The sequence below is a fragment of the Spirulina major PCC 6313 genome, from assembly GCF_001890765.1.
Classification (GTDB): domain Bacteria; phylum Cyanobacteriota; class Cyanobacteriia; order Cyanobacteriales; family Spirulinaceae; genus Spirulina; species Spirulina major.
The window spans coordinates 3,800,576-3,815,169 of record NZ_KV878783.1 but is presented as its reverse complement, the minus strand read 5'-3'; the positions used below and the strand labels follow the sequence as shown (position 1 = coordinate 3,815,169).

Sequence of the window (14,594 nt, the reverse complement as noted above, 5' to 3'; positions counted from 1 at the left end):
AACCAGGGAAGTTAAGCCCCTTGCCTGCCCATAAAGCTGTTGAGGTTGCTAAAGATAATCACCGTCATGGATTAAGCCTCGTCATCAGTGTTTTTAGGGTTTGCAGACTGGGTGATTCACTCTCTAGGAACGGTGTTCTGGGGAGATAAATGGTTGATTCTCAGTGGTCTAATTCATCCTCAACCCTCGTTTCATCCAAGGGTATTCCTATGACTAGAAATCTTGACCGGATGCGTAATGTGGCCATTGTTGGCCCCTATTCCAGTGGTAAAACGACATTACTTGAAAGTATTTTGGCGGTCAGTGGTGCGATCGCCCGCAAAGGTAGCATTAAAGACGGCAACACCATTAGCGACAGCACCCCCGAAGCCCAAGCCCGGAGCATGAGCGTTGAGGTATCGGTGGCGAGGACCACCGACGGCGAGACGGAATTGAATTTTTTAGACTGTCCAGGCTCGATTGAATTTGCCCAAGATACCTACAATGCGCTGGTGGGGGCAGGGTCTGCGATCGTGGTCTGTGAAGCGGATGTGGCCAAGGTGCTCACCCTTGCGCCACTGTTCAAATTTTTAGATGATTGGGAAATTCCCCATCTGGTGTTTATTAATAAGCTCGATCGCTGCCGGGATAGTGTGATGGATCTGTTCCAGGCGTTGAAGTCGGTCTCCAGTCGGCCCCTGGTGCCGCAACAATACCCAATTCGGAAGAACCTGGATTTAATCGGCTATATTGACCTGATCGACGAACAGGCCTATCACTACCATCTGGGGCAGGCGGCTGATCCGGTTCCACTGCCGGCGGAACTGCAAGCCGAAGAGCGGGCGGCTCGTGAGGAAATGCTCGAAACCCTGTCGGAATTTGACGATCATCTCCTCGAAGAATTGCTCGAAGATATCCCGCCCTCGAAGGATGAAATTTTGCGAGATCTGAAGCAAGATTTGAGTGCGGATTTGATTGTGCCGGTGTTTTTAGGGATTGCGGAACAGGACTATGGGGTGCGGCCCTTGTTGGATGCCCTGGTGCGGGAAACCCCTGATCCGACGGTGACGGCCCAGCGGCGCGGCTTGGAAACGACGGGGGATGGGGAGGCGATCGCCCAAGTCCTGAAAACCTACTACGGCAACAGCGGCAAACTCTCCCTGGTGCGGATTTGGCAGGGGACGATCACCGACGGCATGACCCTGAATGGTGAGCGCGTCGGCGGCATCTATCACCTGATGGGCAGTCAGCAAAACCCGGTGAATGCGGCCCATGTGGGGGAATTGGTGGCGTTGGGGCGGTTGGAAACGGCCCAAACCGGCGACACGTTAAGCAGTGGTGCGGCGCAAGCGTTACCGACGGCGACAGCGATCGCCCCGGTCTATGCCCTCGCGATCATGCCCGAACACCGCAAAGATGAGGTAAAACTCAGCGGTGCGCTCAATAAATTGATCGAAATTGACCCCTCCCTCCATTGGGAACAGCACGGTGATACCCGCGAAATCATCCTCTGGGGTCAAGGTGAAATTCATCTTCAGGTAGCCCTCGATCGCCTCAAACGTCAGTTCAACCTGCCGATGACCACCCAACTCCCCCAAATCCCCTACAAAGAAACGATCCGCAAAGCCACCACCAGCCACGGTCGCTACAAGCACCAAAGCGGCGGCCATGGCGCGTTTGGGGATGTGTTCCTCGACATTCAACCCCAGCAACGGGGCGCAGGCTTCCAATTTACGGATTCGATTGTGGGGGGCGTTGTGCCGAAACAGTATATTCCGGGGGTGGAAGTGGGGGTACGGGAGTACCTGAACCAAGGGCCGTTGGGTTTCCCCGTGGTGGATGTGGCGGTGAATTTGAGTAATGGGTCGTACCACAGTGTGGACAGTTCAGAGCAGGCGTTCCGGCAGGCGGCGCGGATTGCGATGACGGAGGGAATGCCAAACTGTAGCCCGGTGCTGTTGGAGCCAGTGCTGACGATTCAGGTGGCGGCTCCCAATGGGTTCACCGCGAAGGTGTTGCAGTTGGTGAGTGGGCGACGGGGCCAGATCCTCGGCTATGAAGCCCTCGACGGCTGGCAAAATTGGGACAATGTGACGGCATACCTACCCCAGGCGGAGATGCAGGACTTTATTGTGGAGTTGCGATCGCTCACCCTCGGCGTGGGCTTTTTCCATTGGGAACCGGATCATCTCCAAGAAGTCCCCGATAAAGTACGCGATGCCGTCCTCGCCAAGGCAAACGAGGCCTAATCCTCACCTCAGCCGGGAAATCCATCCGTGATTTCTCGGCTTCCGTGCAAACCCTAGGCGCAAAAATACTGAAAATCTCACGAAAGGTTGGCAACGAGCTGTAAGACTTGTTAGGGTTAAAGCAATTCCTTCCCTTAATGAATCTTATTCATTACGAGAATGTAAAAAAGAGACGTATTTCCCCACGTCTCTTTTTTGTGTCTAATCCCCCAGGTGGGTTAAGGCGGGGCCTCGCATCATCCCTGGCCCCGATTTAACCCGTCGGTTGGTTCATCAGGGTCATCAGGCTGGTTTGAATTGCTTGAGAGAGTTCAGTTACCTGGGGCGTGACATCTTCAAGGGTGCTACTCGGATCAACGGGAAGGCGGAGGCTGACGGCGATCCAGGGCACGCGCTGATGCCGTAACTGGGCCCATTGATCGCGCCAAAACCACTGGGCTGTGGAAAAATGCCCCCCGTCGGCAAAGGCATACCATTGGGCGACAGCTACGGTTTGCCGTGAGGAGACAATGCGAGTCTTTTCGGAGTCGCGGGCGATGAAGATGCGGGCATGGACGGTGGCGGCGGGGTCTTCGGTGTGGAAGGTGAGCGATCGCACCTTGTCCGGTTGCCACTGATAAAACCCATCCACATCCGACCATTCCACCCCCGGCGTTTCCTTCGGCCCCGTTTGGGGAAACAACATTAACAGCCCCACCCGCTGCCCAGGCACTTCGAGGGTTTGCACAGACCAATCATGGCTGCCCACCCGCAGCTTCGCTTGATCCGGACTCGTCCACCCTGATACCGCAAGGCCAGTATTGCGGAGTTCTCGCAACGCTCCCAGATTGGGCACGGGTGGGAGTTCCTGCCAGAACCGTTGGCCGGTGCTGCTGAGGATGAACCCAGCCAGGAACATCACCAGCAATACCCCAGTAATCACCCCACGGGATCGAGGGGGGGACTGGGGGGATTGTTTCACGGGCTTGAGTTTTGCCATTAGGACCGTCCCGATCGATCGGATTGACCCGGCAACAGGCCCCCGTAGTTAATGATGCCGCCCCCATTGCCCTGCTGATAATAGTTCGTGATCCGTTCAATGCCATCGAGCCACACGATCACCAAAAGCAGCATGACCAGAGAGATTAAGTCACCACCGAGGCCTTCGTGTGTCCAGTCGAAGGCGTTGTAATGGCCCATGCCGTAGAGGTAGGTGAGGATGGTGTTGCGCAAAATATTAATCAGGACGCTGATCACAATGGTTCCGGCGAAGAAACTGAGAACTTTGGGGCGCGATCGCCAGGTTCCCGTCCAATGCAACAAAATCCCGCCAATATAGAGACTCGTAAACAGCATTTTTAAACCGGCGCAATAGGGAGCCACTTCCACCAAATGATCTTGCACGGTGATGTAAATCCCTGACACCGACACATCCGGAACCCCCAACACTTGCAAAATAAACCCAGCCGTTCCCGCGATCAGGGTTTGGAGAGGGAGTGTCGAGGACGAGAGGAGATAGGGAATCGCATTGGGGGTGGCGAACCAAACGAAGAGGAGCGGAAAGGCTTGCAATTTCAGACCCGGCACGCCTTTCAAACTTAAACACAGGCCGGTTAACACGATGGGCAATGACCAGCCAATCATTTCCCCTGTACCGAACAGATAGAGCAACGCCCCCAACCCCAACAGGCCCAACCCAGCCGGGTGGGTCACGGCGGGCAGCGCGTGCCATTTTTTCCGATAGTCCCAGGTGAGATAAGCGGCATAGGGTAAGCCGATTAAGGCATGGCTGAAATATTCATGCTCGATGCTGATGCTTTTGTTGAGCCAGCCATCGATCCAATGCCACAGCAGCGGCGTATAGAGGGCGGCGAGCAACGCCAAGAGGAGACCATAAAACCAATGGCGCTGGAGGCGATGGGGGTTGGGGGTGAGGGTGTCAGTCATAGGGTCAAATGGAGGGACAGAATCAAGAGGTGGGGCACGGGAGACTCGTGGCGGGCTGGGCTGCGATCAAGCGGTGACGGCTGTTTGAATGGCCGTGATCACGGTTTGGATTTGAGCAGGAGTGAGGCCGGGATACATGGGTAGGGAGAGGATGGATTGGGCGAGGTGTTCGGCGTGGGGGAAGTTTCCGGCTTGGTAGCCGAGGGGATGGTAAGCGGGTTGGAGGTGGCAGGGGATGGGGTAATGGATGCCGGTTTGGATGCCTTGGGCGGTGAGGCGATCGCGCAATTGATCCCGATTCACCCGTGCGGTTGCATCAACACGGATCACGTAGAGGTGATAAATATGTCCGGCTCCGCTGGCGTTGACGAGGGGGCGAATGCCGTGGGCAGCCAGGGGGGCAAGGCCGTGGTCGTATTGTTGGGCGATTTTGTTGCGGACGGCGTTCCAGTCTTTGAGGTGGGGGAGTTTCTGATTTAAGATGGCGGCTTGGAGATTATCAAGGCGGCTATTGGTGCCCCAATCGCTGTGGACGTATTTTTCCGCTGCGCCATAGTTGCGATAGGTGCGGACGGTGCGAGCGATCGCATCATCGGCGGTGATCACCATCCCCCCATCCCCAAAACACCCCAGGTTCTTACTGGGATAAAAACTATAGGCGGCGGCTGTGCCTAGGCTCCCGGCGGTGCGTCCTCCCCGCTGGGCGAGGTGGGCTTGGGCTGCGTCTTCAAATAACAGGAGATGATGGGCGGTGGCCAAGGTGCAAAGGGCATCCGGATCGACCATTTGGCCATAGAGATGCACCGGGACGATCGCCGCTGTGCGGGGGGTGATGGCCGCAGCGGCTGCATCAAGATCGATCAAAGCGGTGTCTGGGTCGCAGTCCACTAAAACGGGGGTGGCTCCGGTGCGGAGAATGCCGATCAGGGTGGCGATGAAGGTGTTGGCGGGGGCGAGGACTTCATCCCCTGGGCCGATGCCACAGGCTCGCAGGCCGAGGGCGATCGCATCTGTTCCTGACGCAACCCCCACCCCATGGACTGACCCCGATGCCGTGGCGAAAGCCATTTCAAAGGCCGCTAAATCCGCCTTCAAGATGAAGGTTCCTTGCGCCATCACCGTTTTAAAACATTGCTCAAATTCAGCCTCAAGGGGTTGATGCTGAAACGAAAGATCCACAAACGGAATAGAAGACATAGAGGGGGTCGGTAATGAAATGCACAGAACATGAAGCACTCGTTCCTCCGTTGTACTGTGATTCTGTGGCGATCGCCAAATATTCAGCCCAACCCTCCGATCGCCGCCAGTTTCGTCTCAGGCTAATCGGGGCATTCGTGACCCTGGATGAACTGTTGCAAGCCGCCCCGCCACAGTGATCCCCCACCTCAGCGGATTCTAAATAAACCCTTGCGAGAGCGATCCCTAGATGGGATGATAAGACTTGGCATTGAGGCGATCCCGTCCCAACTGCTCAAGCCCGATGCTGGCCTGGCAGGCCGTCGTTTTACTCACATCCTATCATTAGACAATATGGTTGTTGCTAGTCAATCTCTTGAAGAACTTTGCATTAATTCGATTCGCTTTTTAGCGATTGATGCGGTCCAAAAAGCGAATTCCGGACACCCCGGACTGCCCATGGGTGCAGCACCGATGGCGTTTGTGCTGTGGGATCGCTTTATGCGCTATAACCCGAAAAATCCCCAGTGGTTTAACCGCGATCGCTTCGTATTATCCGCCGGTCACGGCTGCATGTTGCAATACGCCATGCTCCACCTCACCGGCTACGACAGCGTCACCATCGACGACATCAAACAATTCCGCCAATGGGGATCAAAAACCCCCGGTCACCCGGAAAACTTTGAAACCAAAGGCGTAGAAGTCACCACCGGCCCCCTCGGCCAAGGGATTTGTAACGCTGTTGGTTTGGCCGCTGCTGAAGCCCACCTCGCTGCGAAATTCAACAAGCCCGATGCCACGATCGTAGACCACTACACCTACGCGATTTTGGGGGATGGGTGCAACATGGAAGGGGTATCCGGGGAAGCCTGTTCCCTCGCTGGTCACTGGGGCTTGGGTAAGCTGATCGCCTTCTACGATGACAATCATATTTCCATTGATGGTTCCACGGATATTTCTTTCACGGAAGATGTCTGCGCTCGCTTTGAAGCCTACGGCTGGCATACGATCCATGTGGAAAATGGCAATACGGATTTAGATGCGATCGCTAAAGCGATCGAAACCGCCAAATCCGTCACCGACAAACCCACCCTGATCAAAGTCACCACCACCATCGGCTTTGGTTCCCCCAACAAAGCCGACACCGCCGGCGTTCACGGTGCTGCCCTGGGCCCCGACGAAGTCAAACTCACCCGCGAAAACCTCGGTTGGAGTTACGGCGAATTTGAAGTGCCCGAAGATGCGATCGCCCACTTCCGCAAAGCCGTGGATCGCGGTGCCAGCGACCAAGCCGCCTGGGAAGCCACCTTCGCGCAATACAAAACCAAATACGCCGCCGAAGCCGCCGAATTTGAACGGATGATCAGCGGTCAACTCCCCGAAGGGTGGGACAAAGACCTCCCCGCCCCCAGCCCCGAAGACAAAGCCCTCGCCACCCGGAAACATTCCGAAACCTGCCTCAACGCCCTCGCCCCCAACCTCCCCGAACTGATCGGCGGTTCGGCGGACTTGACCCACTCCAACCTCACCGAGTTGAAGTGCTCCGGCGACTTCCAAAAAGGTGGCTACGAAAACCGCAACCTCCGCTTCGGGGTACGCGAGCACGGCATGGCTGCCATCTGTAACGGCATCGCCCTCCATAATTCTGGGCTGATCCCCTACTGCGCCACCTTCTTGGTCTTCGCTGACTATATGCGCGGTGCGATGCGCCTCTCGGCTCTCTCTGAAGCTGGCGTGATCTACGTCCTCACCCATGATTCCATCGCCCTCGGTGAAGACGGCCCCACCCACCAACCCGTGGAAACGATCGCATCCCTGCGCATCATTCCCAACCTGCTCACCTTCCGTCCCGCCGACGGCAAAGAATGCTCTGGTGCGTACAAAGTGGCTGTCCAAAACCGCAAGCGCCCCAGCGCCCTCGCCTTCACCCGCCAAGGGGTTCCCAACCTCCCCGGCACCAGCGTTGATGCTGTGGCCAAAGGAGCCTACATCGTGGTGGACTGCGACGGTACGCCGGATCTCCTCCTCCTCGGAACGGGGTCTGAAGTGAGCCTCTGTGTGGAAGCCGCTGAAAAACTCACCAGCGAAGGCACGAAAGTCCGCGTCGTCTCGATGCCCTGCTGGACGCTCTTTGAAGAACAAAGCGCCGAGTACAAAGAATCCGTCCTCCCCAGTGTCGTCACCAAGCGCCTGTCTGTGGAAGCAGGCACAACCTTCGGCTGGGCCCGGTACGTCGGTTCTGCCGGTGACTCCATCGGTACCGATGGTTTCGGTGCATCGGCTCCCGGCGGCAAAATCATGCAAGAATACGGCTTCACCGTTGAAAACGTGGTGGCAAAAGCGAAAGCCGTCCTTGGTTAATTGCTCATTACCAATCGCAGTTAGTCACTAACTGCCCATAAATCAAGAGGGTGGATTCTCCTGAATCCGCCCTTTTTTGATCAACATCGCTGCTCCAAAGCATGACCCTTGATGATGTTTAGGCTCACGTTATGATGGGTCTATTCAACCCGATTCAACGCCGACCCATGACTGCGATCGATGCGTTTACTCCGTTACCGGATCACAATCAACTGCCCTGCGAGGATGGTACGTTCGTGAAAAATTTTCAGGAACATCCCCAAAGTCTGCTCCTCACCGACTCCATTTACCCTGTCTTAAATCGGGTGCATCCCGATGGCCAATTTTGCATTGGTCAAGACAGCGGCATCTATTGGCGGCTCACCGATCCGCCCCAACGTGGTGCAGAAGCACCGGACTGGTTTTATGTGGGCAATGTGCCACCCGCCTTAGATGGACAAGCCCGCCGTTCCTATGTCCTCTGGCAGGAAATTATTCCCCCGCAAATTGTGATCGAATTTGTATCCGGGACGGGAGCGGAGGAGCGCGACCGCACCCCTTGGACGGGTAAATTTTGGGTCTATGAAACGGCGATTCGTCCGGCCTACTACGCCATTTATGAAGTCAAAAAAGCCAGCGTTGAAGTCTACGTCTTGCAGAAAAACAAATATCATCTGCTCTCGGCTAATGAGCGCGGTCATTTTCCCATTGAAGAGTTAGGGGTAGAGTTGGGCATCTGGCCGGGGGTCTATCAAGGCATGGATTTACCCTGGCTGCGCTGGTGGGATGCAGCAGGTCATTTGCTCCTCAATGGTGAAGAACGCGCTGAACAGGAACGCCAGCGGGCTGAACAGGAACGCCAGCGGGCTGAACAGGAACGCCAGCGGGCTGAACAGGAACGCCAGCGGGCTGAACAGGAACACCAGCGGGCTGAACAGGAGTGCCAACGCGCTGAACAGGAGCGCCAACGTGCTGAACAAGAGCAAACTCGAAATCAAAAACTCATCGCTAAACTCAAAGAACTCGGCGTTGATCCTGATAGTATTCTTTAGCATTTTTATCATCATACTCATTCATGAAACAATCTCTCCGATGGCTGCAACGACGGACTTTTCTTGCCGGACTGTTAGGGGCAGGCGGAACCGCGATCGCATCCCAACTTTTACCCCAATCGACCCAAGCCCAAGGCTTATTTCGCCGACCCACTCAATTTTTTATTGCGCCTGACGGGAGCGATCGCAACTCCGGCACGATCAACCGACCTTGGGCAAGCTTGGACCATGCCAGCCAACGTTTAAAACCTGGTGATGCTCTCTTCCTTCGCGATGGAGTCTATGAAATCACAACCCCAATTGAATGGCAATCCTCCGGCACGGATGGCGCATGGATCACCATTCAAAACTATCCCGGTGAAACCCCCATTATTAATGCAGATGCAGTCGAAGTCGGGCCGTGGGGCGTGGGCGATCGCCCCTATCCGCCCGAACAAGGTGCGATCTTAATTGACCAACAACATCATGTTCGTGTGATGGGGTTAACCGTGGTGCGATCGCACAGTGCCGGCATTGCAGTCCGTCGCAGTCATCACATTGATGTTTTTGGGAATACAACGCAGGATACATTTTCCTGCGGTATTTTATTCGGGGCAGGTTTTCCCGTGCTGGAATCGGAACGCTGTCACCACTTACGGGCCATTGGTAACACAATTGTTGGGGCTAATAACCCAGAATTGCAATGGCTACAACCCAATGAAGAGCGACGGCGTAAAGGTGCGCATGAAGCCTTAAGTGTGGGTGCGGTGGACTATTTTGAACTCGCATACAATGAAATTAGTCATTGTGACAAAGAACTCATTGACTGCAAAGATAGTTCTCGCCATGGCTATGTTCACCATAACTATCTCCATAACGGTGGAAGCCAAGGAATTTATGTTGATTGTTATTTTGAACGACTGGGTGATCTAGAGATTGCGTTTAACTTTATTAAATCTTGTAAGGTTGGGGTTGCCTTGGCCGCCGAGGGCGGGCCCCTAATGGAAGGGATTTATCTGCACCATAATATCATTACAGATAATTTAGGGTCGGGTATCATTTTTGGGCGGTGGCATGATGATAATCTGCGCAAAGATATTTTAATTGAACATAATACCATCCATCATAATGGCTATGGTCAGGGTGAAAGTGAGTTGCCCTATTGGGTTACAGGTGGAATTTATTTTTACAGCACCAACATACAAAATGTTGTGGTCAGAAACAATATTTTTTCAGTGAATAAGTATTTTGACATTGGGTACAGTGATGACTATTTAAGTGATGGCACAAAATTACAAGAAATCACCATTCAAAACAATGCATTTCACCGACCCATTCAGTATGATAGTCCCACCTATTTAGACTGGACTGAAGAAAATGTCCATGCAATAGATGGGGAAGGAATTGTCTTTACTGAACCTCCATTTTTTGATTCTGATATTAGTGATTTCCGCATTCTCTCGGAATCTCTTGCTGCACCGGATCAACGCCCCAATGCTGACCCGATGTTTGGAGCCGTTGCGATGACAAATTTACCGATATTTTGGTGGGCAACTCATTTCCCACCCCGTCGGAATTGGCAGCAATTCAGTGCAGTAGAGTGGCGCAATGAGATGGAATAAGGGGGGGTTATTCCCTCAGGGGAGCCCGATCGCCCAAAATGTGGGTGGCGTGGATGGCGCGATCGTACACATCTAAATAGCCATCATGATCGGGGAAGAGGTCTTGCACCCAGGCTACTTCGTCTGTGTTTTCGGCGAGGTGGGTATGGAGGTAGACTTCGGGAAATTCGGCGAGGAGTTGGCGGGCGACCTGCAACTGTTCCGGGGAGGAGGTGGCGGCGAAGCGGGGGGGTGACGGCGTAGAGGAGGCGATCGCACCCATACCATTTTTCGATCAGGGCTTTGCTGTCGTGGTAGGACTGGGCTGGGGTGTCGCGCAAATTGTCCGGGGCATGGCGATCCATCAGGACGTTGTCGGAGATCATCCGGAGGCGGCGGGCTTGGGCGGTAGTGAAAAACGCCTCGACGGATTCCGGGTGGACGGTGGCGAAAACGAGGGCGGTGGTGGTGCCGTTGCGTAGCAGTTTGGTGATGAAGCGATCGGCGACGGTGGCGGCGTAGGCGGGGTCTTGGAACTGGGCTTCGGTGGGGAAGGTGTAGGTGTTGAGCCAGGTGAGGAGTTGTTCACCGTAGGCGGCGATCATTTCCATTTGGGGAAATGAATGTGGGTATCGATCAGTCCGGGGACGATCAGATGGTTGCGGTAGTCGGTGATCGGGAGGTCGGGAAACTGGGCGATGATCTCGGCATAGGGTGCGATGTGGGTGGTGAGGATGATGGTGTTTATAGCAGCTAATGTTCAGGGGTTCAAAAAACAGGCTGTCTGAGCCTAAAGCCAGGAGCGAATGACCCCGCCGATCGCATCGGTTTGCAGGTGGGTGTCTGGGAATATGATACCGACCCCGCCAGGGATTCAAATCCCTGGCTCATAGCGAAAGTAGGCTAAAGCCCACTCATGAACTAATCTCGTAAGTCATTCGCCGAAGGTGAGGGGGTGGCGTTGTTCGTCTGGGAGGGGGTTGGGGCGTTGTAGGGGTTCTCCTGCCCAACCCCCGATGACTTCTGTGAAAAAGTTGTCTTGCCAGGTGTTAGCGGGGGGGATGGCCTGAAAGGTGAGCGCAATTTCAACGTCTGTGTTTTGAAAATCGGTGGGGAGGTCGATGTATAGTCGCCCGTTGGGGCCGATGTGGGTGGTGAGGATAATGGGATTCATGGCAGCTAAGTGAAGGGGTCAAAAAACAGGCTGTCTGAGCCTAAAGCCGGGAGCGGATCGCGTCGCTGAGGGGGTGGGAGCGGAGGCGGGTGTCGGGAAGTCCGGCAGCGAGGGTGAATTTAGTCATCGGATAAGGCTTCGAGATCTGCCAAATCCTGTAAACGTCCAGAGGCTTTTTTATTTTTCCGAAGGTTCTCAAGATCGATAAAGTTCACAGTTGTATCGGCAATGTCTACCATGATGCGTTGACTGTAACAGGCCTCAAAGTCGATACCGTCTGGGGTTGTAATAATATCGATCCGACTGGGTGGATAACCCAATTGAACAACGCGATCAGGAACGGTGAAATCTTGTGCTTCTAAACCAAGAGAGCCAAAACCAAAGTCTGTCAAAGCTTGAATCATCCGCTCTGCATTATCTTGGCTCATATCGACCCAAATATCGATGTCTTTGGTATAGCGGGCATGACCATGATACGCAACAGCATAGCCACCAATGACAAGATAGCGAACGGCGTTAGCGTTGAGTGATTGAATAAACTCTTTGAAGTCTAGGTTCAGCATGGTATTTCCATTGGTGGTATTCGCGGCGGATTTGTTCGAGGGTGGCGAGGCGTTCGAGGGGGGTTTGGGGGTCGTGCTTTCGTTGTGCGGATGGTTGTGAATCGCGCATCGAGGTGATTCGGACGGTGGGGATGATTTGACGGTTTGGGTTCATGGTGATTGGGTGGAATGGATAGAAAAAACTAAAGCCGGGAGCGAATGACCCCGCCGATCGCATCGGTTTGCAGACGGGTGTCGAGGAGGCCGGCGGCGATCGCGGTGCGGTGGAAGTCTAGGACGTTGTAATAACTTATCTGATGTCGAACTTGGCTTGAATGCTCCTAACTGCATTACACAAGCCTTCACCATGAATCAATCCAACATAGCCGAAGAATTGAATGGCTTGGCTATAATCAAAAACAGCAACATGATGAACTTGGATAATATTGCGAGTAAGAACTAAAAAACCACAAGTATTTCTTGAATTGTCTCTGATGTTGAATTGATTTACAACCTCATCAGTGAAGTTTAGCTTTTGTGATGCTTTTTGTTGAAATTCACTGTTAACCCTGGTCATGCCTGGAACTCGATTTAGATGAAAAATGACTTTCTCTAAAGTATCTTGGGCTATGACTTTCTCTAAAGTATCTTGGGCTATTTTTCTTGTATTTTGTGAGCAACTCCCGGTATTCTGTGGATAGATCATTGTTGCGATCCGATGTGCGATGGTGGAATCCTTAAAATAGCTGGAATGTGCAGTAGGTGTACTAATAATACCAGGCAATACATTAATTCCCTCTCGTATAATGATAGACTTTTCAAAGTAGTTCGGACGAGTAGTAGGCATATCAAAAATGTCAGAAAGCATAGCAATTGCTTCCTGTAAGTCAGCATTTTTTTGAATCAAAAACTGCACGGTGTTATCGACTTTATTAGCAACCTTTTCCAGATAGTTTTCCTTGCCATCAAAAATATCTTCAACTGTGATTAGCGTATGATCAACTTGTTGAAATAAAGGGCAGACTGGATAGGCAATTCTGTCAGATATATCAATAAAATTTAACCAACAGAGTGGTTTACCAGTCCTAGTAGAATAATAACGCAAACTGTCCTGAATATTTGATGGAGTTGTTCCTAATGCCATATTGATCATGGCGATAGGCGATCCCATTGTCACAATTCCTTGTAAAGAAATTCGATTCCTTAAAAGTGCTTGTATATCTGATGCAGGATCACTAGATGAAAAACGTTTTGAAAATAAAATATCCCAAAGAATAACCGTGCCGAAGGAGTGAGTCACAAAGTAGATCTCACGTATATTGACATGAGTATTTAGAATTTGATTAAGTTGGCTATAAATTGCTCTGCGAATTTGTTGACCAATATCTGTGTTGAGGTAGCTAAAAATATCGCCAACAAATCTAGACTGTAAACCTCGCCTTGCTTTCTGATACTTCACTGGATCAAAGCCAAGATTTTGTTGTGTTTTTTTTGTAAAATCCCTATCAATCAATGTCCAAAATTCATCCATTTCACTAGAGTAATTACCCCAAAAGCCTTTGTATATGTAGGGTAATTCTTTATTGCGCTCATTGAGAGCATTCTTAATGAGCGTAGGCAGTGGTTCGGCATAATTTGAATTGCGAACTGCGACACCATGGATAAAAAAGATTAACTTTTCCATCAGTAGACTTCTCCGAATGAGGGGTGAACTGTAACCCGTTCAATTCTAACCCAAGTTTACAGGAAACGTAGGGTGCGTCAGAGGGATGACATCATGATGAAAAGAGCAGCTTAACGACTGACGCACCATCTTGACTAATTCACATTCACGCCCGGTAACTTTTCTAGGCTAAACCCTCGCTCCCAACACCTCAGCCGCCGTCACTGCTAAACCTGGAAATGTGGGCGAAATCACCCGATCATTGCCCCGAAATTGCTCAATTTCATAATCTCCTTCCACTAAATGACAGACAGATAATGTAGGCTGTTTTGGCCGGCCAATGTGCCGCGTTCCCCCCAAACCCGCATAGTCCACAATCCAATATTCAGGAATCCCCAACGTGGCATAATCTTCCAGCTTCCGTGCATAATCATTCTGCCAATTGCTGCTCACAACTTCCGCAACCCAGGGCAACGAAGACCCCAACATTAACAACGATTGACTCGCCCAAAAAGGCTCATTTCCCAATTCCCGCCGATCCACTACGGCCACATCGGGCCGAAACGCCGTCATGCCCTGCTCCATCGGCCACAAAATCCCCTGCTGCAACACAAACCACGGCAAACCCAATTGCTCAATTTGGACACAAAGTTTCGCGGCGATCAACGCGACCACCTGTTCATGCTGACCCGTTGGCTCCAAATCAAACACCTCTCCATCAATCAATTCGTAGCGGCTATCTTCTCCATACTCAGCCCAAAACGTATCCCAAGAAATCAAAGGATTAGAGGATAGTTGATCAAGGGCAAGGGTCATGGGCGCAACTCCGGTTTAGCTCTGCATTAAATTCTACCAAACCCGATTTGCATCGCGAGAGCGCAGGTATTAACGATGTTTGCAATATAGCGAGAGG

General features: G+C 52.6%; 13 protein-coding genes and 1 pseudogene. 5 read left to right on the top strand and 9 right to left on the bottom strand.

Features of this window, described 5'->3' with window-relative positions:
* The first annotated feature begins 209 nt into the window (after positions 1–209).
* Positions 210–2,228: an elongation factor G gene (locus tag SPI6313_RS16910; RefSeq protein WP_072622050.1), complete on the top strand. Its 2,019-nt coding sequence runs from the start codon at positions 210–212 to the stop codon at positions 2,226–2,228.
* 253 nt (positions 2,229–2,481) lie between these two features.
* Here SPI6313_RS16910 and SPI6313_RS16905 read toward each other — a convergent pair whose 3' ends face one another.
* The 3 genes from SPI6313_RS16905 to SPI6313_RS16895 all read right to left on the bottom strand — a co-directional run bounded on the left by SPI6313_RS16905 (position 2,482) and on the right by SPI6313_RS16895 (position 5,351).
* Positions 2,482–3,189 (bottom strand): cyanoexosortase B system-associated protein, encoded by a 708-nt coding sequence (locus SPI6313_RS16905; RefSeq protein ID WP_217650640.1) that lies wholly within the window; start codon positions 3,187–3,189, stop codon positions 2,482–2,484.
* A 17-nt stretch (positions 3,190–3,206) separates the two neighbouring features.
* Positions 3,207–4,154, bottom strand: a complete 948-nt coding sequence (gene crtB / locus SPI6313_RS16900; protein WP_072622048.1) for a cyanoexosortase B — start codon at positions 4,152–4,154, stop codon at positions 3,207–3,209.
* A gap of 66 nt (positions 4,155–4,220) precedes the next feature.
* A complete protein-coding gene (locus tag SPI6313_RS16895; RefSeq protein ID WP_072622047.1) occupies positions 4,221–5,351 on the bottom strand; it encodes a DegT/DnrJ/EryC1/StrS family aminotransferase in 1,131 nt (376 codons plus the stop codon).
* Positions 5,352–5,365: 14 nt separating this feature from the next.
* Between SPI6313_RS16895 and SPI6313_RS23665 the strand changes: the two genes are divergently transcribed.
* From SPI6313_RS23665 to SPI6313_RS16880, 4 genes are all read left to right on the top strand, one after another.
* The gene (locus SPI6313_RS23665; RefSeq protein ID WP_175551171.1) at positions 5,366–5,530 is read left to right on the top strand and encodes a hypothetical protein; all 165 of its coding nucleotides are present in this window, start codon (positions 5,366–5,368) and stop codon (positions 5,528–5,530) included.
* 154 nt (positions 5,531–5,684) lie between these two features.
* Entirely contained in the window at positions 5,685–7,691 is a 2,007-nt protein-coding gene (tkt, locus tag SPI6313_RS16890) for a transketolase (protein ID WP_072622046.1), read from the top strand.
* Between the two features lie 167 nt (positions 7,692–7,858).
* Positions 7,859–8,722, top strand: a complete 864-nt coding sequence (locus tag SPI6313_RS16885) for a Uma2 family endonuclease (RefSeq protein ID WP_072622045.1) — start codon at positions 7,859–7,861, stop codon at positions 8,720–8,722.
* Positions 8,723–8,745: 23 nt separating this feature from the next.
* Positions 8,746–10,323: a right-handed parallel beta-helix repeat-containing protein gene (locus SPI6313_RS16880; RefSeq protein WP_072622044.1), complete on the top strand. Its 1,578-nt coding sequence runs from the start codon at positions 8,746–8,748 to the stop codon at positions 10,321–10,323.
* Between the two features lie 64 nt (positions 10,324–10,387).
* On the opposite strand, the pseudogene SPI6313_RS25185 reads toward SPI6313_RS16880, so the two are convergent.
* The 6 genes and pseudogenes from SPI6313_RS25185 to SPI6313_RS16845 all read right to left on the bottom strand — a co-directional run.
* Positions 10,388–10,963 (bottom strand): annotated as a pseudogene (locus tag SPI6313_RS25185) (amidohydrolase family protein); the annotation flags it as partial.
* A gap of 273 nt (positions 10,964–11,236) precedes the next feature.
* The gene (locus tag SPI6313_RS16865; protein WP_072622042.1) at positions 11,237–11,476 is read right to left on the bottom strand and encodes a hypothetical protein; all 240 of its coding nucleotides are present in this window, start codon (positions 11,474–11,476) and stop codon (positions 11,237–11,239) included.
* Positions 11,477–11,595: 119 nt separating this feature from the next.
* Positions 11,596–12,039, bottom strand: coding sequence for a hypothetical protein (locus tag SPI6313_RS16860; RefSeq protein ID WP_072622041.1), 444 nt, complete (start codon positions 12,037–12,039; stop codon positions 11,596–11,598).
* Positions 11,993–12,193, bottom strand: a complete 201-nt coding sequence (locus SPI6313_RS24085; protein ID WP_217650638.1) for a hypothetical protein — start codon at positions 12,191–12,193, stop codon at positions 11,993–11,995. Before SPI6313_RS24085 ends, SPI6313_RS16860 begins: the two co-directional genes overlap by 47 nt.
* Before the next feature lie 135 nt (positions 12,194–12,328).
* Positions 12,329–13,702, bottom strand: coding sequence for a hypothetical protein (locus SPI6313_RS16850; protein ID WP_072622039.1), 1,374 nt, complete (start codon positions 13,700–13,702; stop codon positions 12,329–12,331).
* 168 nt (positions 13,703–13,870) lie between these two features.
* Positions 13,871–14,497: a Uma2 family endonuclease gene (locus SPI6313_RS16845; RefSeq protein ID WP_072622038.1), complete on the bottom strand. Its 627-nt coding sequence runs from the start codon at positions 14,495–14,497 to the stop codon at positions 13,871–13,873.
* Positions 14,498–14,594 lie beyond the last annotated feature (97 nt).